Source organism: Enterobacter sp. PP-008-ECC_S150 (assembly GCF_045257065.1).
In the GTDB taxonomy this organism is placed as follows: domain Bacteria; phylum Pseudomonadota; class Gammaproteobacteria; order Enterobacterales; family Enterobacteriaceae; genus Enterobacter; species Enterobacter chengduensis.
Genome location: NZ_JBJHHG010000001.1, coordinates 356,232 through 374,927, shown reverse-complemented (window position 1 = coordinate 374,927; position 18,696 = coordinate 356,232). Strand labels below are relative to the sequence as shown.

Here is an 18,696-nt window from a genome sequence, read left to right as displayed (position 1 = left end):
CGATTTTGTAAACAGAGATTGACTATACTTACGCCATTGAGGTAAAAAACAGCGTTTCATTCACCGAATGGATCAGGCACAATGCCCGGCCATCGGGTTTTCTACCTCATAGCATTTATCGCGGGTAGTTAACGCCGGTGATTCTGGTTAACAAAAGCGGTGCAATATGCAAGTTTTTATCATGCGTCACGGCGACGCGGCACTCGATGCCGCCAGTGACTCAGTACGTCCTTTGACCGTCTGTGGCTGCGACGAATCGCGTCTGATGGCGACCTGGCTTAATGGTCAAAAAGTGGACATCGAACGCGTTCTGGTGAGCCCGTTCCTGCGGGCAGAACAGACGCTGGACGTGGTAGGGGAGTGTATGAACCTGCCATCCAGCGTGGACGTTCTCCCTGAACTCACTCCCTGTGGCGATGTCGGCCTTGTCAGCGCTTACCTTCAGGCGCTGTGCAATGAAGGTGTCGCCTCCGCGCTGGTCATTTCCCACCTGCCACTGGTTGGCTATCTGGTATCTGAGCTGTGCCCGGGCGAGACCCCGCCGATGTTCACGACATCCGCCATTGCCAATGTTTCGCTCGACGAAACGGGTAAAGGTGTCTTCAACTGGCAAATGAGTCCGTGCAACCTGAAGATGGCTAAAGCAATCTGACGTGACGTGCGATAGGGCGGGAGGCAATCTGCTTCCCGCCATTCTGTCAGGGCAACTCTGGCGGCTGCCACTCTTCCACTTCAATCAACACCAGCAATGCGGCATCTCCGCCGTACTCTTTGGGTGCCTGATGAAACGCCATCACGTGGGGGTGCTGAGCCAGCCACAGCGGCGTCTGCTGCTTGAGGATATGTTTACCGTGGCCGTGCATCACGCAGGCGCAAAAAACATGCTCGCGGCGACAGGCGGCGATCAATGCCCCCAGCTCCTGTTTGGCCTGCATCTGCGTCAAACCGTGCAGATCGAGAAACAGCTCCGGCGAATAATCCCCGCGGCGTAATTTTTTCAGCTCAAAATGGCTGACGTCTTCGCGCACGTACTTCACCGCACCCTGCGTGTTGAGCAGCGGCTGAAATTCATCTGAAAAATAGTGGCTGTTATCCGCCTGCTCCTGCAGCAGCCGTTTGACCGGTACTTCAGTGATTTTTTTGCGCTGTGGGCGATGGACAATCGTGTCCTGCGCGATTTTACGCGTCCCGGTCATGAGCTGTCGGAAGAGTGCCTGATCCTCCTCGCTGAGCGATGTTTTCTTTTTCATTCGTCATTCTCATCTCGTATTTCCGATAGTGTACCCGACTAAACGCATTTTTTAACCTCAAGCGAGACGCGTCATTGCTGATTTATCGCCGTCTTCATGGCAAACTAGCCGCCGAAAATTATGCGAGCATGCCCTGGAGGAAAGAGTGGATAAAATATTTGTCGATGAAGCAGTAAACGAGCTGCATACCATACAGGACATGTTGCGCTGGTCGGTTAGCCGCTTCAGCGCCGCCAATATCTGGTACGGCCACGGTACCGACAACCCGTGGGATGAGGCGGTGCAGCTGGTGCTGCCGTCCCTCTATCTGCCGCTGGATATTCCGGAAGATATGCGCACCGCGCGCCTGACCTCCAGCGAAAAACACCGCATCGTTGAGCGCGTGATCCGCCGCGTCAACGAGCGTATCCCGGTCGCCTATCTGACCAACAAAGCCTGGTTCTGCGGCCACGAGTTTTATGTTGACGAACGCGTGCTGGTGCCGCGTTCGCCGATTGGTGAGCTGATCAACAACCGTTTTGAAGGACTGATTGGCCATCAGCCGCAGCACATTCTGGATATGTGCACCGGCAGCGGCTGTATCGCCATCGCCTGCGCCTACGCCTTCCCGGAAGCGGAAGTGGACGCCGTCGATATCTCCACCGACGCGCTGGCGGTCACCGAGCACAACATTGAAGAGCATGGCCTGATCCATCACGTCACGCCCATTCGCTCTGACCTGTTCCGCGACCTGCCGACGCTGCAGTACGATCTGATCGTCACCAACCCGCCGTACGTTGATGCGGAAGACATGTCGGATCTGCCGAACGAATACCGCCACGAGCCGGAGCTGGGTCTGGCATCCGGATCTGACGGCCTGAAGCTGACTCGCCGCATTCTGGCCTGCGCGCCGGATTATCTGACCGACGACGGCGTTCTGATTTGTGAAGTGGGCAACAGCATGGTACATCTGATAGAGCAGTACCCGGATGTGCCGTTCACCTGGCTTGAGTTCGACAACGGCGGTGACGGCGTCTTTATGCTGACCAAAGCGCAGCTGCTCGACGCGCGCGAACACTTCAGCATCTATAAAGATTAATCCAGCGGGCTTCGGCCCGTTTCACAACGCTCAAACACAAACAACAACATCGGAGCCGTGATGGCAGGAAACAGTATTGGACAGTTATTCCGCGTGACCACCTTTGGCGAGTCGCACGGGCTGGCGCTGGGCTGTATCGTTGATGGCGTACCGCCAGGCATCGAACTGACCGAAGCCGATTTACAGCACGACCTCGACCGTCGTCGCCCGGGCACCTCTCGCTACACCACGCAGCGTCGCGAGCCGGACCAGGTCAAAATTCTCTCCGGCGTCTTTGAAGGCCGCACCACCGGAACCAGCATTGGTCTGCTGATCGAAAACACCGATCAGCGCTCCCAGGACTACGGCGCTATCAAAGACGTCTTCCGTCCGGGCCACGCCGACTACACCTACGAACAAAAGTACGGCTTCCGCGACTATCGCGGCGGCGGACGTTCTTCCGCGCGTGAAACCGCGATGCGCGTGGCGGCTGGCGCTATTGCTAAGAAATACCTGCAGCAGAAATTTGGCATCGTCATTCGCGGCTGTCTGACCCAGATGGGCGACATTCCGCTGGCGATCAAAGACTGGGATCAGGTTGAGCAAAACCCGTTCTTCTGCGCCGATGCCGACAAGCTTGAGGCGCTGGACGAACTGATGCGCGGCCTGAAAAAAGAGGGCGACTCCATTGGGGCGAAAGTCACCGTGGTGGCGGACGGCGTCCCGGCTGGCTGGGGCGAGCCGGTGTTTGACCGTCTCGACGCCGACATTGCCCACGCGCTGATGAGCATCAACGCGGTGAAGGGCGTAGAGATTGGCGACGGCTTTGACGTAGTTGGGCTTCGCGGCAGCCAGAACCGAGACGAAATCACGAAGACGGGCTTCCAGAGCAACCACGCGGGCGGCATTCTGGGCGGGATCAGCAGCGGGCAGCAGATTATTGCCAACATCGCGCTGAAACCAACTTCAAGCATTACCGTGCCGGGCCACACGATTAACCGCGATGGCGAAGAAGTTGAGATGATCACCAAAGGACGTCACGATCCGTGCGTGGGGATCCGCGCGGTGCCGATCGCAGAAGCGATGCTGGCGATCGTGCTGATGGATCACTTCCTGCGCCAGCGCGCGCAGAATGCGGACGTGACGACCACCATTCCACGCTGGTAAACATGAAAAAAACCGCAATTGCTCTGCTGGCGCTGCTCGCCAGTGGAGCCAGTCTGGCCGCGACGCCATGGCAAAAAATCACCCACCCGGTCGCGGGAAGCGCGCAGTCTATCGGCGCCTTTTCGAACGGCTGTATCGTCGGCGCGCAGGAACTTCCGCTGCAGTCGGATACCTATCAGGTGATGCGTACCGACCAGCGCCGCTACTTCGGCCACCCTGATCTGGTGTTGTTCATCCAGCGACTGGGAAATCAGGTGCACAACCTGGGGCTGGGGACGATGCTGATTGGCGACATGGGTATGCCTGCCGGCGGGCGCTTCAACGGCGGGCACGCCAGCCACCAGACCGGGCTGGACGTCGATATCTTCCTGCAGCTGCCGAAGACGCGCTGGACCTCCGCCCAACTGCTCAAGCCGCAGGCGCTGGATCTGGTGGCGAGTGACGGCAAGCGCGTGGTGCCGTCCCTGTGGACGCGGGACATATCCAGCATGATCAAGCTGGCGGCAGAAGATAACGACGTCACGCGGATTTTCGTCAACCCGGCCATCAAGCAGCAGCTCTGCCTGGATGCCGGAACCGACCGCGACTGGCTGCGCAAGGTGCGCCCGTGGTTCCAGCATCGCGCGCATATGCACGTTCGCCTGCGCTGCCCGGCGAACAGCCTGGAGTGTGAAGATCAGCCGCTCCCGCCGCCAGGCGATGGCTGCGGAGCGGAACTGCAAAGCTGGTTTGAACCGGCAAAACCTGGAACCTCTAAGCCTGAGAAGAAGACACCGCCTCCGCTGCCGCCTTCCTGCCAGGCGCTACTGGATGAGCATGTACTTTAATGGATAATTTCGTCGATCTGTTTATGGTGTCACCGCTGCTGCTGGCGGTGCTGTTCTTTGTGGCGATGCTGGCCGGTTTTATTGATGCCCTTGCGGGCGGCGGCGGGTTATTAACCGTCCCCGCGCTGCTGGCGGCGGGCATGAGCCCGGCGCAGGCGCTGGCCACCAACAAGCTGCAGGCCTGCGGCGGCTCGCTCTCGGCGTCGCTCTATTTTATCCGCCGTAAGGTGGTGAGCCTGGCCGACCAGAAGCTGAACATCCTGATGACCTTTATCGGCTCCACGTCGGGCGCGCTGCTGGTCCAGCACGTGCAGTCCGATATTTTGCGCCAGATACTGCCGGTTCTGGTCATCTGCATCGGGCTTTACTTCCTGCTGATGCCAAAGCTCGGTGAGGAAGACCGGCAGCGTCGCCTGCACGGCCTGCCGTTTGCCCTGATTGCCGGGGGCTGCGTCGGTTTTTACGACGGTTTCTTCGGGCCGGGGGCCGGTTCATTTTACGCGCTGGCGTTTGTGACGCTGGCCGGGTTTAACCTTGCCAAATCCACCGCCCATGCCAAAGTGCTTAACGCGACCTCGAACCTCGGCGGCCTGCTGCTGTTTATCATTGGCGGCAAGGTCATCTGGGCAACCGGGTTTGTGATGATGGCGGGGCAGTTTCTGGGGGCGCGCGCGGGCTCGCGCCTGGTATTAAGCAAAGGACAAAAACTGATTCGACCGATGATCGTTATCGTCTCGGCCGTAATGAGCGCCAAACTTCTTTATGACAGCCATGGACAGGAGATCCTCACCTGGTTGGGGATGCACTAATGAACAGTACGCATAAATACGAACAGCTGATTGAGATTTTCGACGGCTGTTTTGCTGATGATTTTAATACCCGTCTGATTAAAGGCGACGACGAACCGATCTATCTTCCTGCTGATGCAGAGGTTCCGTATAACCGCATCGTCTTTGCCCACGGCTTTTACGCGAGCGGTTTGCACGAAATTTCTCACTGGTGCATCGCCGGAAAAGCGCGGCGCGAGCTGGTGGACTTTGGCTACTGGTACTGCCCGGACGGGCGTGATGCCGCAACGCAAGGGCAGTTTGAAGATGTGGAAGTGAAGCCGCAGGCGCTGGAATGGCTGTTCTGCGTCGCGGCGGGTTTCCCGTTCAACGTGAGCTGCGACAATCTCGAAGGCGACTTCGAGCCAGACCGTATCGTCTTCCAGCGCCGCGTGCATGCGCAGGTGATGGAATATCTTGAGAAGGGCATCCCGGAACGTCCGGCGCGCCTGATCGAGGCCTTACAGAATTATTACCACACGCCGGAAATCACGGCGGAATGCTTCCCGTGGCCGGAAGATCTTTAACAGAGGAAAGAAGATGATCGCAGAATTTGAAGCACGCATTCTGGCGTTAATTGATGACATGGTGGAACACGCCAGTGATGATGAGCTGTTCGCCAGCGGTTATCTGCGTGGTCACCTGACGCTCGCGGTAGCCGAGCTGGAAGCGGGTGACGATCACTCTGCCGACGCCGTTCACGATGAAGTCACCCGCAGCCTGGAGAAAGCCATTCTGGCCGGGGAACTCTCTCCGCGCGACCAGTCACTGGTGCTGGGCATGTGGGAAACCTTGTTTCAGAAAGCCAGCCTGACATCATAAGTTAGCATTCGGACTGGTAGGCCGGGCAAGCGCATGCGCCGCCCGGCGTGAAAACGGCTCTTCTGCCAGATGCCCGGTGGCGCTGCGCTTACCGGGCCTACGATTTCACCATTTTTCCCTTCAGCAGTTTCCGCACCCACAATCGATTCGGATTCAGCCCCGCAAGCGTAACCCTGTCCAGCGGAATCGGCTCGTGGCTCATTTGCGCAGCTAATACTTCTGCCAGCAGCGGCGCAGAGCACAGTCCGCGAGAGCCCAGCCCGCCCAGCATATACAGCTCCGGATAGACCGGCGCGCTTGCTGCTTTATCCCGGTTATCAGCAAGGTCCTGATACACCTCAAGCGTTGCCTCGTAGTCCGGCACGTTTCCCGCCATCGGGAGATGATCGCGGGTGGCGCAGCGCACGCCGCAGCGCGCGTCACCCGCGCTAACGTCAACCTCTTGTGCCCATGATGCATCCGGCAAGCAGTCAATCAGGCGCTGACGGTTTTGCGCCTGATCCTCCTCGCTGTAGCGCATCTCTGTCTCGCCGCGATGGTAGCTGGCTCCGATGCAGTGATGGCCGTTAGACGGGTTTTGCGGCGTCAGATAGCCGTCATAGCACAGCACCTGACGCAGCTGGCCGAGCTCCGGTGTGGAGGGAATATGGCTGACCTGGCCGCCAACCGGATAAACCGGCAACGTCGCTGTCTGGGTAAACTGGCTGATGTGATGCCCGTTTGCCAACACGACGCTGGCATGGCTCGCCTCCTTGCCATCGGCAAAACGTAGATTCCAGCGCTCGCTTCGGCTCAGCGATTCAACGGTGTGAGCATAATGCGCCGTCAGCCCGCGCGACTGCGCCAGGGCAATGACCGCCGCGGTCAGTTCAGCCGGGCACAGCCAGCCGCCGAGCGGATACTGAATGCCCCCACACCCGGTATCCACGCCAGCGGTGTCTTTCACCTCCTGCGCGCTTACCGCGCGGGCAATCTCTTCGGGCAGGCCCAGAGACAGCATCTGCGCGATTTTCTGCTGGCTTTTTTCATCCCAGCCGAGCTGAGTTACGCCGCACCAGTCATGGTCGAACGCGACAGGAAGAGAGTCATACAGGCGGCGGGCGAAGGTAAACGCCGCCGGGAAAAACCGGAACAGGGCCGGGTCGTGCGCGCTTAAAAGCGGGTAGAGCGCCCCCTGGCGGTTGCCGGACGCGCCGTTTGCTGGCGCATCGTCAGCGCAGTAGAGCGTGACCTGCCAGCCACGCTGGAGAAGGGCGAGCGAGAGCAGGGCGCTGGCGATGCCCCCACCGACGATTGCCACCTCGCGGGCTGCGCTGGCGCGGCGAGCAAACCACGGGGCCTGAGCGGGAACGTCCAGCGTCTGTTCCATCCTGCCGACCAGCATGTCGCGCTTGCGGCCAAAGCCCTTGGTCTTCTGCATGGTAAAGCCCGCTTCCTGCAAGCCTCGACGGACAAAGCCTGCCGAGGTGAAGGTGGCAAGCGTTGCGCCAGGGCGGGCCAGTCGCGCCATCGCGCTAAACAGATGCTGGCTCCACATGTCCGGATTCTTGGCGGGGGCGAAGCCGTCAAGGAACCACGCGTCCACCGTCTGATTCATCGAATCATCGAGCGTATCGGTCAGGTCGTTGATGTCGCCAAGCCATAAGTCCAGGGTCACGCGCCCGCCGTCCAGAATCAGGCGATGGCAGCCGCCGATGTGGGGCGGCCACTGCGCCTGAAGCTGCTCCGCCCAGGGCGCAAGCTCCGGCCAGCGCTGGTGGGCAAGCCGCAGATCGTGCGCGGTAAGCGGGAATTTTTCGAAACTGATGAAATGTAATCTTTGTAGCGTAGCCTCAGGGTGAGCAGCGTGGAACTGATTAAACGCCTGCCAGAGGGTTAAAAAATTCAGCCCGGTGCCGAATCCACTTTCCGCGACCACGAACAGGCTCCGCGGGTGCGCCGGGAAGCGGGTGCTGAGCTGGTTTCCGTCGAGGAAAACATAGCGAGTTTCTTCGAGTCCGTTATCATTAGAAAAATAGACGTCATCAAAATCTCGGGAAACAGGTGTACCCTCAGCGTTGAATTCGAGGTTGGCGGGTTGTATAGCGTTTTGTTTCACGTAAGTTACTCGTCTGACAGGCAGTGGCACGATCTTAACGATGTGAGTCCATCGGTGCAAATTTCCGCAGAAAATGTCTGATCGGACTTGTTCGGCGTACAAGTGTACGCTATTGTGCGACTCGAAACTTACTATAGTGCGACTTACAGAGGTATTGAATGAAACGTGCAGTGATTACTGGCCTGGGCATTGTTTCCAGCATCGGTAATAACCAGCAGGAAGTCCTGGCATCTCTGCGTGAAGGACGCTCCGGGATCACTTTCTCTGAAGAGTTTAAAGATTCAGGTATGCGCAGCCACGTATGGGGTAACGTCAAACTGGACACCACCGGTTTGATTGACCGCAAAGTGGTTCGTTTCATGAACGATGCCTCTATTTACGCTTATCTCTCCATGCAGGAAGCGATCAAAGATTCCGGCCTGAGTGAAGAGGTTTATCAGAACAACCCGCGCGTGGGTCTGATTGCCGGTTCCGGCGGCTCATCAAAAGCGCAGGTCTTCGGCGCTGACGCAATGCGTAGCCCGCGTGGTCTGAAAGCGGTAGGTCCGTACGTGGTCACCAAAGCCATGGGTTCTGCGGTTTCCGCGTGCCTGGCTACCCCATTCAAAATCCACGGTGTGAACTACTCCATCAGCTCCGCGTGTGCGACGTCCGCGCACTGCATCGGTAATGCTGTTGAGCAGATCCAGCTGGGTAAACAGGACATCGTATTTGCTGGCGGCGGCGAAGAGCTGGGCTGGGAAATGGCCTGTGAATTCGACGCGATGGGCGCACTGTCCACCAAGTACAACGAAACCCCGGATAAAGCCTCCCGTACCTATGATGCGCACCGCGACGGTTTCGTTATCGCGGGCGGTGGCGGTATGGTTGTGGTTGAAGAGCTGGAGCATGCCCTGGCACGTGGCGCGCACATTTACGCTGAGATCGTGGGCTACGGTGCAACGTCTGACGGCGCCGACATGGTTGCGCCATCCGGCGAAGGCGCGGTGCGCTGCATGAAGATGGCGATGCACGGCGTTGATACCCCAATCGACTACCTGAACTCCCACGGCACGTCTACTCCGGTAGGCGACGTGAAGGAGCTGGGTGCGATCCGTGAAGTCTTCGGCGAGAACAGCCCGGCAATCTCCGCGACCAAAGCCATGACCGGTCACTCTCTGGGTGCGGCTGGCGTGCAGGAAGCGATCTACTCTCTGCTGATGCTGGAAAACGGCTTTATCGCCCCAAGCATCAACATTGACGAGATGGACGAGCAGGCCGCTGGCCTGAACATCGTGACCAAACCAATGGACGCGACGCTGACCACCGTCATGTCAAACAGCTTCGGCTTCGGTGGCACCAACGCCACGCTGGTTATGCGTAAGCTGAAAGCATAAGCGTTTGAATGTATAGTAGAAGGGAGCCTGATGGCTCCCTTTTTTTATGCCTGAATTCGGAGTTATGCATGACGGCCGCAACCTCAGAAAAAAACGCCACGTCCGGGAACACCTCGCTGTTCCGCATCGCTTTTGCGGTATTTCTAACCTATATGACCGTTGGTCTGCCGCTGCCGGTGATCCCGCTGTTCGTCCATCAGGAACTGGGCTATGGCAACACCATGGTCGGCATTGCCGTGGGCATTCAGTTTTTAGCCACGGTATTAACCCGCGGTTACGCCGGACGGCTGGCGGACCAGCACGGCGCTAAGCGCTCGGCGTTACAGGGGATGTTTGCCTGTGGGCTGGCGGGCGGGGCGTGGCTGCTGGCGGCCCTTTTGCCGCTCGACGCCGCGTATAAATTTGCGCTGCTGGTGCTGGGCCGCTTAATCCTTGGCTTCGGTGAAAGCCAGCTGCTGACCGGCACCCTGACCTGGGGAATGGGGCTGGTGGGGCCTGCGCGCTCCGGCAAGGTGATGTCCTGGAACGGCATGGCCATCTACGGTGCGCTGGCCGCCGGTGCACCGCTTGGTTTGCTCATCAACAGCCAGTTTGGATTTGCGGCCCTGGCGGCAACGACCATGGTGCTGCCGCTGGTGGCGTGGGCGTTTAACGGCTCGGTGCGTAAGGTGCCCGCGCATAAAGGCGAGCGTCCTTCCCTCTGGAGCGTGGTCGGCCAAATCTGGCAGCCGGGCCTTGGCCTGGCGCTGCAGGGCGTGGGGTTTGCGGTCATTGGCACCTTCGTCTCGCTCTATTTCATGAGCCGCGGCTGGGCGATGGCCGGTTTTACGCTGACCGCGTTTGGCGGCGCGTTTGTGCTAATGCGCGTACTGTTCGGCTGGATGCCGGATCGCTTCGGCGGCGTGAAGGTGGCGGTGGCGTCCCTGATGATTGAGACCGTGGGCCTGCTGCTGCTGTGGCAAGCGCCGGTCGCCTCCGTTGCGCTGCTGGGCGCCGCGCTCACCGGCTGCGGCTGCTCGCTGATTTTCCCGGCGCTGGGCGTGGAAGTGGTGAAGCGCGTGGCCCCGCAGGTGCGCGGGACGGCGCTCGGCGGCTATGCGGCGTTTCAGGATATCTCGTACGGCGTCACCGGCCCGCTGGCCGGGCTGCTGGCGACGTCGTTTGGCTACCCGTCCGTCTTCCTGGCCGGTGCGGTTTCAGCGGTAGTGGGGATTGTGGTGACGCTGGTGGCGTTTCGCAAAACGTGAGACGTTGTTGCCGGGGCGGCTGCGCCTTGCCCGGCCTACGGTTCGAGCCGTTGTAGGCCCGGTAAGCGCAGCGCCACCGGGCAAATCCTCAGGCAACCAGCCAGAAAATCGCCAGCGCAACAAGCAGTGCAATAAACATCAGTCCCGGACGCGCAGAGAGCGTTCTGAACGTCTCCACGACCGGCGCAAACAGCGGGCTGTAGATCGGCTGAATATTTCTCACCTCCGGCACGCCGCCTTCGCGCTCGGCGCGGCGAACGAAGATCTGGTTAAGCAGATCCTGCACCTGGGCGGTGGTCAGCACCGTCTGCGGCGTGGCCTGCCAGTTTTGCTGGGCGTAATCCCGAATCACCTCGAACTCGTGCGGCTCAAGCGGCTGTTTCAGTGCGGCCTGCACGGTATGCAGGGTAGGGGCGCTCTGGGTGCTGAGCGTCTGGCGCGCCTGAAGCCAGGTCACCAGATGGGTAAACTGTTTGGCCGGGATCAGCTCGCCCGCCTTCACGCCGGACAGCTCCAGCATGGATTGCCAGATGAGCTTTGTCGGCTCGCCGGTAGCCGCGGCCAGCTTGGTCACCATCTGCTTGAGCGTGTTGTGCTCGGCGGGCAGCAGCGGGCGCTCGGTCGCCGGGCGCACCTGAGGCTGGGGAATCGACAGCTCGTTGTTCTGCAGCAGCGTCAGCACGGTTTTGAGCTGGTCTGGCGTCAGCTGGCCAAGGGCGGTCTGACCATACTGCTGGCGGATAAAATCACTCACCGCCTGACGGTTATTTCCCTGGCCCAGCAGCTCCGTCAGCTGAGAAACAATCTGGCGCGTGGTGTGGTTTTGCTGAGCGGTCGTAATACGCTGGTTCAGGTTTTGCTCGGCCGCAGGGAAATGGCGCGACTGCAGCGGTGCGTCGTTCTTCACGCCTAAATCATGCTTTACCCCGGCCCAGACTTCCGCATTTTGCTGGGAAGTCAGCGCAATCAGGCGCGTGATCAGTCGCTCCAGCACGGTGCGCTGTTGCGTGGATAGCGGCTGTTCACCGGCAACGTTTGGCGTGACGGGGCCTTCACCCGGAGGGCGTGGCGGCGTACCTGAAATGGGCTGCATCGTCAAAAATCCTTAAAGTCAAAACTCAGCGTAAACCTGGCAGACGTATATGCCTGGCGGCCAGATTATGGCACACTTGACAGGTTTTCTTCCTCTCAAACAGGTACTCAGACGTGAAAATCCTCGTTGATGAAAATATGCCTTACGCCCGCGAGCTGTTTAGCCGCCTGGGTAACGTTAAGGCTGTCCCTGGTCGCCCGATCCCGGTCAACGAACTGGATGATGCAGACGCGCTGATGGTGCGCTCGGTGACCAAAGTAAATGAGGCATTGCTCGCCGGTAAGGCGATTAAGTTCGTTGGTACCGCTACGGCAGGGACCGATCATGTGGACGATCGGTGGCTGGCGCAGGCCGGAATCGGTTTCTCCGCGGCGCCGGGCTGTAACGCGATTGCCGTCGTGGAATACGTTTTCTCCTCGCTGCTGATGCTGGCCGAGCGCGACGGTTTTGCGCTGAAAGACCGCACCGTGGGGATTGTTGGCGTGGGTAACGTCGGCGGTCGCCTGCAAAAGCGCCTTGAGGCGCTAGGGATCCGCACGCTGCTGTGCGATCCGCCGCGTAAAGACAACGGCGACGACGGGGATTTTCGCTCGCTGGATGAGCTGGTCGAACAGTGCGACGTGCTGACCTTCCACACGCCGCTGTTTAAAGAGGGGCCGTATAAGTCGCTGCATTTGGCTGACGAGGCGCTGATCCGCCGTCTGAAGGCTGGCACTATTCTGATAAATGCCTGCCGGGGGCCGGTGGTCGATAACGCCGCGCTGCTGAGGTGTCTGAACGAAGGGCAAGATCTCAGCGTGGTGCTGGACGTCTGGGAGCCGGAGCCGGATCTCAACGTTGAGCTGCTTAACAAGGTGGACGTAGCCACCGCCCATATCGCCGGTTATACCCTTGAAGGGAAAGCCCGCGGCACGACGCAGGTCTTCGAAGCCTACAGCGCTTTTATCGGCCATCCGCAGCAGGTCGCGCTGGATACCTTACTCCCCGCGCCTGAATTTGGCCGCATTACCCTGCACGGTCCGCTCGATCAGGCAACGCTGAAAAGGCTGGTGCATTTGGTGTATGATGTGCGCCGCGATGATGCGCTGCTGCGTAAAGTGGCGGGGATCCCGGGTGAATTTGATAAGCTGCGCAAGAACTATGTTGAGCGCCGCGAGTGGTCCTCCCTGTATGTGATGTGCGACGACGCCTCGGCGGCGACGCTGCTGCACAAGCTTGGGTTTAACGCCGTTCATCACCCGGCGCATTAATGTCTTCTTAATGCTCCCTGTTGGATACTCCGACAGGGACGCTTTTTTATTTCTGGAGTAAACCACCATGTCTGAAGGCTGGAACATTGCCATTTTAGGTGCCACCGGTGCCGTGGGCGAAGCCCTGCTCGAAACCCTTGCCGAGCGTCAGTTCCCGGTGGGCGATATCTATGCGCTGGCGCGTACCGATAGCGCGGGTGAGCATCTGCGTTTTAACAATAAATCCGTCATGGTTCAGGATGCAGCAGAATTTGACTGGACCCAGGCGCAGCTGGCGTTTTTCGCCGCGGGCGCTGAAGCCACTGCCGCGTACGTTGAAGAGGCGACCAACGCGGGCTGCCTGGTGATCGACCTGAGCGGCCTGTTCTCCATGGAGCCGGACGTGCCGCTGGTGGTGCCGGACGTGAACCCGTTCGTGCTGGCTGACTACCGCAACCGTAACGTCATTGCGGTACCGAACAGCCTGACCAGCCAGCTGCTGACCGCCCTGAAACCGCTGATCGACGACGGCGGCCTGTCGCGCATTACCGTCACCAGCCTGCTGTCCGCGTCTGCGAACGGCAAAAAGGCCGTCGACGCGCTGGCCGGGCAGAGCGCGAAGCTGCTGAACGGTATCCCGATTGATGAAGATGATTTCTTTGGCCGCCAGCTGGCGTTCAACATGCTGCCGCTGCTGCCGGATCGCGAGGGCTCCGTGCGCGAAGAGCGTCGTATCGTCGATGAAGTGCGTAAAATTCTGCAGGACGACGGGCTGATGATCTCCGCCAACGTCGTGCAGTCCCCGGTCTTCTACGGCCACGCGCAGATGGTCGGCTTTGAAGCGCTGCGTCCGCTGGCGGCGGAAGAGGCGCGCGATGCGTTTGGCCGCGGTGAGGACATTGTTCTTTCTGAAGAGACCGAGTTCCCGACCCAGGTCGGCGATGCCACCGGTAGCGCGCATCTTTCCGTTGGCTGCGTGCGTAACGACTACGGTATGCCTGAGCAGGTTCAGTTCTGGTGCGTTGCCGACAACGTTCGCTTCGGCGGCGCGCTGATGGCGGTCAAGATCGCTGAAAAACTGGTGCAGGAGTACCTGTACTGATGTCAGACGTGGAACAAAGGCCGGTCCATAGAATTGCCCTCGGCATTGAGTACGACGGCAGTAAATATTATGGCTGGCAGCGTCAGAATGAGGTGCGCAGCGTCCAGGAAAAGCTGGAGAAAGCGCTCTCTCAGGTGGCAAACGAGCCGATTAACGTCCTGTGCGCAGGCCGCACGGATGCAGGCGTTCACGGTACGGGTCAGGTGGTGCACTTTGAAACCACCGCCGTGCGCAAGGACGCCGCCTGGACGCTGGGTGTAAATGCGAATTTGCCTGGTGACATTGCGGTGCGCTGGGTGAAAGCTGTGCCGGATGATTTTCACGCGCGCTTCAGCGCCACGGCGCGCCGTTACCGCTACGTCATCTACAATCAGCGTCTGAGGCCAGCGGTGTTAAGCCAGGGCGTGACGCATTTTTATGAACCGCTCGACGCTGAACGCATGCATCGTGCGGCGCAGTGTCTGCTTGGTGAAAATGATTTTACGTCGTTTCGTGCGGTGCAGTGCCAGTCCCGCACGCCGTGGCGTAACGTCATGCACATTCACGTCAGCCGTTTTGGCGCGTATGTGGTGGTGGATATCAAAGCCAATGCCTTTGTACATCATATGGTTCGGAATATTGTGGGCAGCCTGATGGAAGTGGGTGCCGGACACCAGCCGGAGAGCTGGATTGCAGACCTGCTGGCAGCGAAGGACAGAACGCTTGCGGCAGCGACGGCGAAAGCGGAAGGGTTGTATCTGGTCTCGGTAGACTATCCGGATCGGTTTGACCTGCCGAAACCGCCAATGGGCCCGCTATTTTTAGCGGACTAAACAAAGGTGCAATTAGGGCTTAGACAATATGGACGTAATTCGTTTTTTAATTGATTTTATCCTGCATATTGATGTTCACCTGGCGGAGCTGGTCGCGCAGTATGGCGTCTGGGTTTACGCCATTCTGTTCCTCATCCTGTTCTGTGAAACCGGGCTGGTCGTTACCCCGTTCCTGCCGGGGGATTCACTGCTGTTCGTTGCCGGGGCGTTATCGGCGCTGCCCACTAACGATCTGAACGTGCATCTTATGGTGGTGCTGATGGTCATTGCCGCGATCGTCGGTGATGCGGTCAACTATACGATTGGCCGGGTATTCGGTGAGCGGCTTTTCAGCAATCCTGATTCGAAAATTTTCCGTCGCAGCTATTTAGACAAAACTCATGCGTTTTATGAACGCCATGGCGGAAAGACCATTATCCTTGCGCGCTTTGTGCCTATTGTGCGTACGTTTGCACCGTTTGTGGCGGGAATGGGGCACATGTCCTATCGTCATTTTGCGATGTATAACGTCGTGGGGGCGCTGCTGTGGGTACTGCTGTTTACCTATGCCGGCTACCTGTTTGGCGATCTTCCGATCGTTCAGGAAAATCTTAAGTTACTGATTGTAGCGATTATTGTGCTTTCCGTACTGCCGGGCGTGATTGAAATCATTCGCCACAAGCGTGCGGCGGCTAAGCAAGCGAAGTAAATGCACGCTAGCGGTTCGACCACTTTTTTATCCAAAGTTTCGGGCTGTTATGTTTTAATGTGCAACATTCATGGTCTGTTGGAGGCAAAAATGGCATTATTCGCCTCTTATAGCAAAACTGGCATACGACCAGGTTCAGGCAGAAAGGTTATCAATGAGCTGGATTGAACGAATTAAAAGCAACATTACCCCAACGCGCAAAGCGAGCATTCCTGAAGGGGTATGGACGAAGTGTGATAGCTGCGGTCAGGTTCTGTATCGCGCAGAGCTGGAGCGCAACCTTGAGGTGTGTCCGAAGTGTGACCACCATATGCGTATGTCGGCGCGCAACCGCCTGCATAGCCTGCTGGACGAAGGTTCTCTGGTAGAGCTGGGCAGCGAGCTTGAGCCAAAAGACGTGCTGAAGTTCCGCGATTCCAAAAAATACAAAGATCGTCTGGCCTCTGCACAGAAAGAGACCGGCGAGAAAGACGCGCTGGTGGTCATGAAAGGCACCCTGCACGAGATGCCGGTTGTTGCCGCTGCGTTTGAGTTTGCCTTTATGGGCGGCTCGATGGGCTCCGTGGTCGGTGCGCGCTTCGTGCGTGCCGTTGAGCAGGCGCTGGAAGACAACTGCCCGCTGATCTGCTTCTCTGCCTCCGGCGGTGCGCGTATGCAGGAAGCGCTGATGTCGCTGATGCAGATGGCGAAAACCTCTGCAGCGCTGGCGAAGATGCAGGAGCGCGGTCTGCCGTACATCTCCGTGCTGACCGACCCAACCATGGGCGGCGTCTCCGCGAGCTTCGCGATGCTGGGCGACCTGAACATCGCTGAGCCAAAAGCGCTGATCGGCTTTGCCGGTCCTCGCGTTATCGAGCAGACCGTTCGTGAAAAGCTGCCGCCGGGCTTCCAGCGCAGTGAGTTCCTTATTGAGAAAGGCGCCATCGACATGATCGTCCGCCGTCCGGAAATGCGCCTCAAGCTGGCGAGCATCCTGGCGAAGCTGATGAATCTGCCCGCGCCGAACCCGGATGAGCCGCGCGAAGGCGTGGTGGTACCGGATCAGGAACCCGAGGCCTGATAACTGAAAAGGGCAGGGCCGGTTGGCGCTGCCCTTTTGCTTTCTAATCTGTTAATGACAACCGGGCATTATGGAAAATAAAAGCATTCCCCAAGCCACGTCGCCCCTGGCCGCGTGGCTTTCTTATCTGGAAAACCTGCACAGTAAAACCATCGATATGGGGCTTGAGCGCGTAAGCCAGGTTGCGGCGCGTCTTGATGTGCTCAAACCGGCGCCTTTCGTGTTCACCGTCGCGGGGACCAACGGTAAAGGCACGACCTGCCGGACGCTGGAATCCGTCCTGATGGCGGCAGGTTACCGGGTTGGCGTTTACAGCTCTCCACATCTCGTCCGCTACACCGAGCGGGTGCGCGTGCAGAACCGCGAGCTGCCGGAATCCGCGCATACGGCGTCGTTCGCGGAAATTGAAGCCGCGCGCGGTGAGATCTCATTAACCTATTTTGAATACGGCACCCTGTCGGCCCTGTGGCTGTTCAAGCAGGCTCAGCTGGATGTGGTGATCCTTGAAGTTGGTCTCGGCGGACGTCTTGATGCGACCAATATCGTGGATGCGGACGTGGCGGTGGTGACCAGCATCGCGCTGGATCATACCGACTGGCTGGGACCGGATCGTGAAAGCATTGGCCGCGAGAAGGCCGGCGTTTTCCGGGCAAACAAACCCGCCGTGGTGGGCGAGCCGGATATGCCGCACACCATCGCGGACGTGGCGAACGAGAAGGGCGCGCAGCTGCTGCGCCGCGGCGCTGACTGGCAGTATGAGGTTCAGGACAACGGCTGGCGCTTTAGCGATGCGCAGGGCGCGCTGGACAACCTGCCGCTGCCGCAGGTACCGCAGCCGAATGCCGCCACCGCGCTGGCGGCACTGCGCGCCAGCGGTCTCGTTGTTAGCGAGCAGGCGATCCGCGACGGCATTCAGAGTGCCATTCTGCCCGGGCGTTTTCAGATCGTCAGCGAGTCACCGCGCCTGATTCTCGATGTGGCGCATAACCCGCATGCGGCGGCGTATCTCGCGGGACGTCTCAAATCGTTACCAAAAACCGGGCGAGTGCTGGCGGTTATCGGTATGCTTCATGATAAAGATATCGGCGGGACGCTGGCCTGCATGGAGAGTGTGGTCGATAGCTGGTATTGTGCTCCTCTGGAGGGGCCGCGCGGCGCGACGGCCGAGCAGCTGATGGAACATCTCGGCAAAGGCGCAATCTATACTAGCGTGGCGCAGGCCTGGCATGCCGCGATGGCGGATGCTAAACCAGAAGATACCGTGCTGGTGTGTGGTTCATTCCACACGGTGGCACATGTCATGGAAGTAATGGACGCGGGGAGAACCGGTGGCGAGTAAGTTTCAGAACCGTTTAACAGGAACCATCGTGCTGGTCGCGCTCGGGGTGATCATTCTCCCGGGCCTGCTCGACGGGCAGAAAAAGCATTATCAGGATGAGTTTGCCGCGATTCCGCTGGTGCCGAAACCGGGTGACCGCGATGAGCCGGACATGCTGCCCGCGGCGACGCAGGCGCTGCCTGCTCAGCCACCGGAAGGGGCGGCGGAAGAGGTGCGCGCGGGCGATGCCGCCGCACCGTCGCTCGATCCGTCTCGCCTGGCGGCCGCGAGCAACAGCAACAGCGACATCGATCCTGTGCCGGTCGAGCAGCCTAAGCCGGTTGAAAAACCGAAGCCGGTTGAAAAGCCGCAGCCGAAACCGCAGCGGGATAAAGCCGCAGAGCAGCTGGCGGCCGCGTCAGAAACCCCACCGCCGGCTAAACAAGACGCGGCACCGACGGGCAAAGCCTACGTGGTGCAGCTCGGTGCCCTGAAAAACGCCGATAAGGTCAACGAGGTCGTGAGCAAACTGCGCAGTGCGGGATACCGTGTTTACACTTCACCTTCCACGCCGGTACAGGGTAAAATTACCCGTATCCTCGTGGGGCCAGAAGCATCTAAGGACAAGCTGAAAGGGTCGCTGGGTGAGCTGAAGCAGATCTCCGGCCTGAGCGGCGTGGTGATGGGCTACAGCGCGAACTGATAACATCTTACCCAACCCCG

19 protein-coding genes are annotated in these 18,696 nt (G+C 59.2%); 16 read left to right on the top strand and 3 right to left on the bottom strand.

Annotation, left to right across the window (positions count from 1 at the left end):
* Nucleotides 1-166 precede the first annotated feature (166 nt).
* Nucleotides 167-652, top strand: a complete 486-nt coding sequence (gene sixA / locus ACJBF3_RS01670; protein WP_045330962.1) for a phosphohistidine phosphatase SixA — start codon at nucleotides 167-169, stop codon at nucleotides 650-652.
* A gap of 46 nt (nucleotides 653-698) precedes the next feature.
* Here the strand turns inward: sixA and smrB are convergent, their stop codons facing one another.
* Complete coding sequence (gene smrB, locus ACJBF3_RS01665; protein WP_045330963.1) at nucleotides 699-1,250, bottom strand: endonuclease SmrB; 552 nt, start codon at nucleotides 1,248-1,250, stop codon at nucleotides 699-701.
* Between the two features lie 145 nt (nucleotides 1,251-1,395).
* On the opposite strand from smrB, the gene prmB reads away from it, so the two are divergent.
* Genes prmB through ACJBF3_RS01635 form a run of 6 tightly spaced genes read left to right on the top strand, consistent with a single transcriptional unit; the run spans nucleotide 1,396 to nucleotide 5,950 of the window.
* Nucleotides 1,396-2,328, top strand: a complete 933-nt coding sequence (gene prmB, locus ACJBF3_RS01660) for a 50S ribosomal protein L3 N(5)-glutamine methyltransferase (RefSeq protein WP_045330965.1) — start codon at nucleotides 1,396-1,398, stop codon at nucleotides 2,326-2,328.
* Nucleotides 2,329-2,388: 60 nt separating this feature from the next.
* On the top strand, nucleotides 2,389-3,474 hold the full coding sequence (gene aroC, locus ACJBF3_RS01655) for a chorismate synthase (RefSeq protein ID WP_045330967.1): 1,086 nt from the start codon (nucleotides 2,389-2,391) through the stop codon (nucleotides 3,472-3,474).
* Nucleotides 3,475-3,476: 2 nt separating this feature from the next.
* Nucleotides 3,477-4,301, top strand: coding sequence for a penicillin-insensitive murein endopeptidase (mepA, locus tag ACJBF3_RS01650; protein ID WP_045330969.1), 825 nt, complete (start codon nucleotides 3,477-3,479; stop codon nucleotides 4,299-4,301).
* Nucleotides 4,301-5,110 carry a sulfite exporter TauE/SafE family protein gene (locus tag ACJBF3_RS01645; RefSeq protein ID WP_045330971.1) on the top strand — a complete coding sequence of 270 codons (810 nt, stop codon included), beginning with the start codon at nucleotides 4,301-4,303 and terminating at the stop codon, nucleotides 5,108-5,110. Before mepA ends, ACJBF3_RS01645 begins: the two co-directional genes overlap by 1 nt.
* Complete coding sequence (locus tag ACJBF3_RS01640) at nucleotides 5,110-5,655, top strand: elongation factor P hydroxylase (protein WP_045330974.1); 546 nt, start codon at nucleotides 5,110-5,112, stop codon at nucleotides 5,653-5,655. The genes ACJBF3_RS01645 and ACJBF3_RS01640 overlap by 1 nt, the downstream gene beginning before the upstream one ends.
* Nucleotides 5,656-5,668: 13 nt before the next feature.
* Nucleotides 5,669-5,950, top strand: coding sequence for a YfcL family protein (locus tag ACJBF3_RS01635; protein WP_045330976.1), 282 nt, complete (start codon nucleotides 5,669-5,671; stop codon nucleotides 5,948-5,950).
* A gap of 97 nt (nucleotides 5,951-6,047) precedes the next feature.
* Here the strand turns inward: ACJBF3_RS01635 and mnmC are convergent, their stop codons facing one another.
* Nucleotides 6,048-8,048 (bottom strand): bifunctional tRNA (5-methylaminomethyl-2-thiouridine)(34)-methyltransferase MnmD/FAD-dependent 5-carboxymethylaminomethyl-2-thiouridine(34) oxidoreductase MnmC, encoded by a 2,001-nt coding sequence (gene mnmC, locus ACJBF3_RS01630; protein ID WP_045330978.1) that lies wholly within the window; start codon nucleotides 8,046-8,048, stop codon nucleotides 6,048-6,050.
* Nucleotides 8,049-8,206: 158 nt separating this feature from the next.
* Here mnmC and fabB point away from each other — a divergent pair, with 158 nt between their 5' ends.
* Both fabB and ACJBF3_RS01620 read left to right on the top strand, forming a co-directional pair.
* A complete protein-coding gene (fabB, locus tag ACJBF3_RS01625; RefSeq protein WP_045330981.1) occupies nucleotides 8,207-9,424 on the top strand; it encodes a beta-ketoacyl-ACP synthase I in 1,218 nt (405 codons plus the stop codon).
* Nucleotides 9,425-9,492: 68 nt separating this feature from the next.
* Nucleotides 9,493-10,671 (top strand): MFS transporter, encoded by a 1,179-nt coding sequence (locus tag ACJBF3_RS01620; protein WP_045330983.1) that lies wholly within the window; start codon nucleotides 9,493-9,495, stop codon nucleotides 10,669-10,671.
* 88 nt (nucleotides 10,672-10,759) lie between these two features.
* Here the strand turns inward: ACJBF3_RS01620 and flk are convergent, their stop codons facing one another.
* Nucleotides 10,760-11,764: a flagella biosynthesis regulator Flk gene (gene flk / locus ACJBF3_RS01615; protein WP_032642021.1), complete on the bottom strand. Its 1,005-nt coding sequence runs from the start codon at nucleotides 11,762-11,764 to the stop codon at nucleotides 10,760-10,762.
* 113 nt (nucleotides 11,765-11,877) lie between these two features.
* Here flk and pdxB point away from each other — a divergent pair, with 113 nt between their 5' ends.
* The 7 genes from pdxB to dedD all read left to right on the top strand — a co-directional run bounded on the left by pdxB (nucleotide 11,878) and on the right by dedD (nucleotide 18,676).
* Entirely contained in the window at nucleotides 11,878-13,014 is a 1,137-nt protein-coding gene (pdxB, locus tag ACJBF3_RS01610) for a 4-phosphoerythronate dehydrogenase PdxB (protein ID WP_045327880.1), read from the top strand.
* A 67-nt stretch (nucleotides 13,015-13,081) separates the two neighbouring features.
* A complete protein-coding gene (locus ACJBF3_RS01605; protein WP_045327883.1) occupies nucleotides 13,082-14,095 on the top strand; it encodes an aspartate-semialdehyde dehydrogenase in 1,014 nt (337 codons plus the stop codon).
* Nucleotides 14,095-14,907: a tRNA pseudouridine(38-40) synthase TruA gene (gene truA / locus ACJBF3_RS01600; RefSeq protein WP_045327884.1), complete on the top strand. Its 813-nt coding sequence runs from the start codon at nucleotides 14,095-14,097 to the stop codon at nucleotides 14,905-14,907. Before ACJBF3_RS01605 ends, truA begins: the two co-directional genes overlap by 1 nt.
* Nucleotides 14,908-14,935: 28 nt before the next feature.
* Nucleotides 14,936-15,595 carry a DedA family protein gene (locus ACJBF3_RS01595; RefSeq protein ID WP_045327886.1) on the top strand — a complete coding sequence of 220 codons (660 nt, stop codon included), beginning with the start codon at nucleotides 14,936-14,938 and terminating at the stop codon, nucleotides 15,593-15,595.
* Nucleotides 15,596-15,749: 154 nt separating this feature from the next.
* Nucleotides 15,750-16,655 (top strand): acetyl-CoA carboxylase, carboxyltransferase subunit beta, encoded by a 906-nt coding sequence (accD, locus tag ACJBF3_RS01590; protein WP_045327889.1) that lies wholly within the window; start codon nucleotides 15,750-15,752, stop codon nucleotides 16,653-16,655.
* A 70-nt stretch (nucleotides 16,656-16,725) separates the two neighbouring features.
* Nucleotides 16,726-17,994, top strand: coding sequence for a bifunctional tetrahydrofolate synthase/dihydrofolate synthase (gene folC, locus ACJBF3_RS01585; RefSeq protein ID WP_045327890.1), 1,269 nt, complete (start codon nucleotides 16,726-16,728; stop codon nucleotides 17,992-17,994).
* Nucleotides 17,984-18,676 (top strand): cell division protein DedD, encoded by a 693-nt coding sequence (gene dedD / locus ACJBF3_RS01580; RefSeq protein ID WP_045327892.1) that lies wholly within the window; start codon nucleotides 17,984-17,986, stop codon nucleotides 18,674-18,676. The genes folC and dedD overlap by 11 nt, the downstream gene beginning before the upstream one ends.
* Nucleotides 18,677-18,696 lie beyond the last annotated feature (20 nt).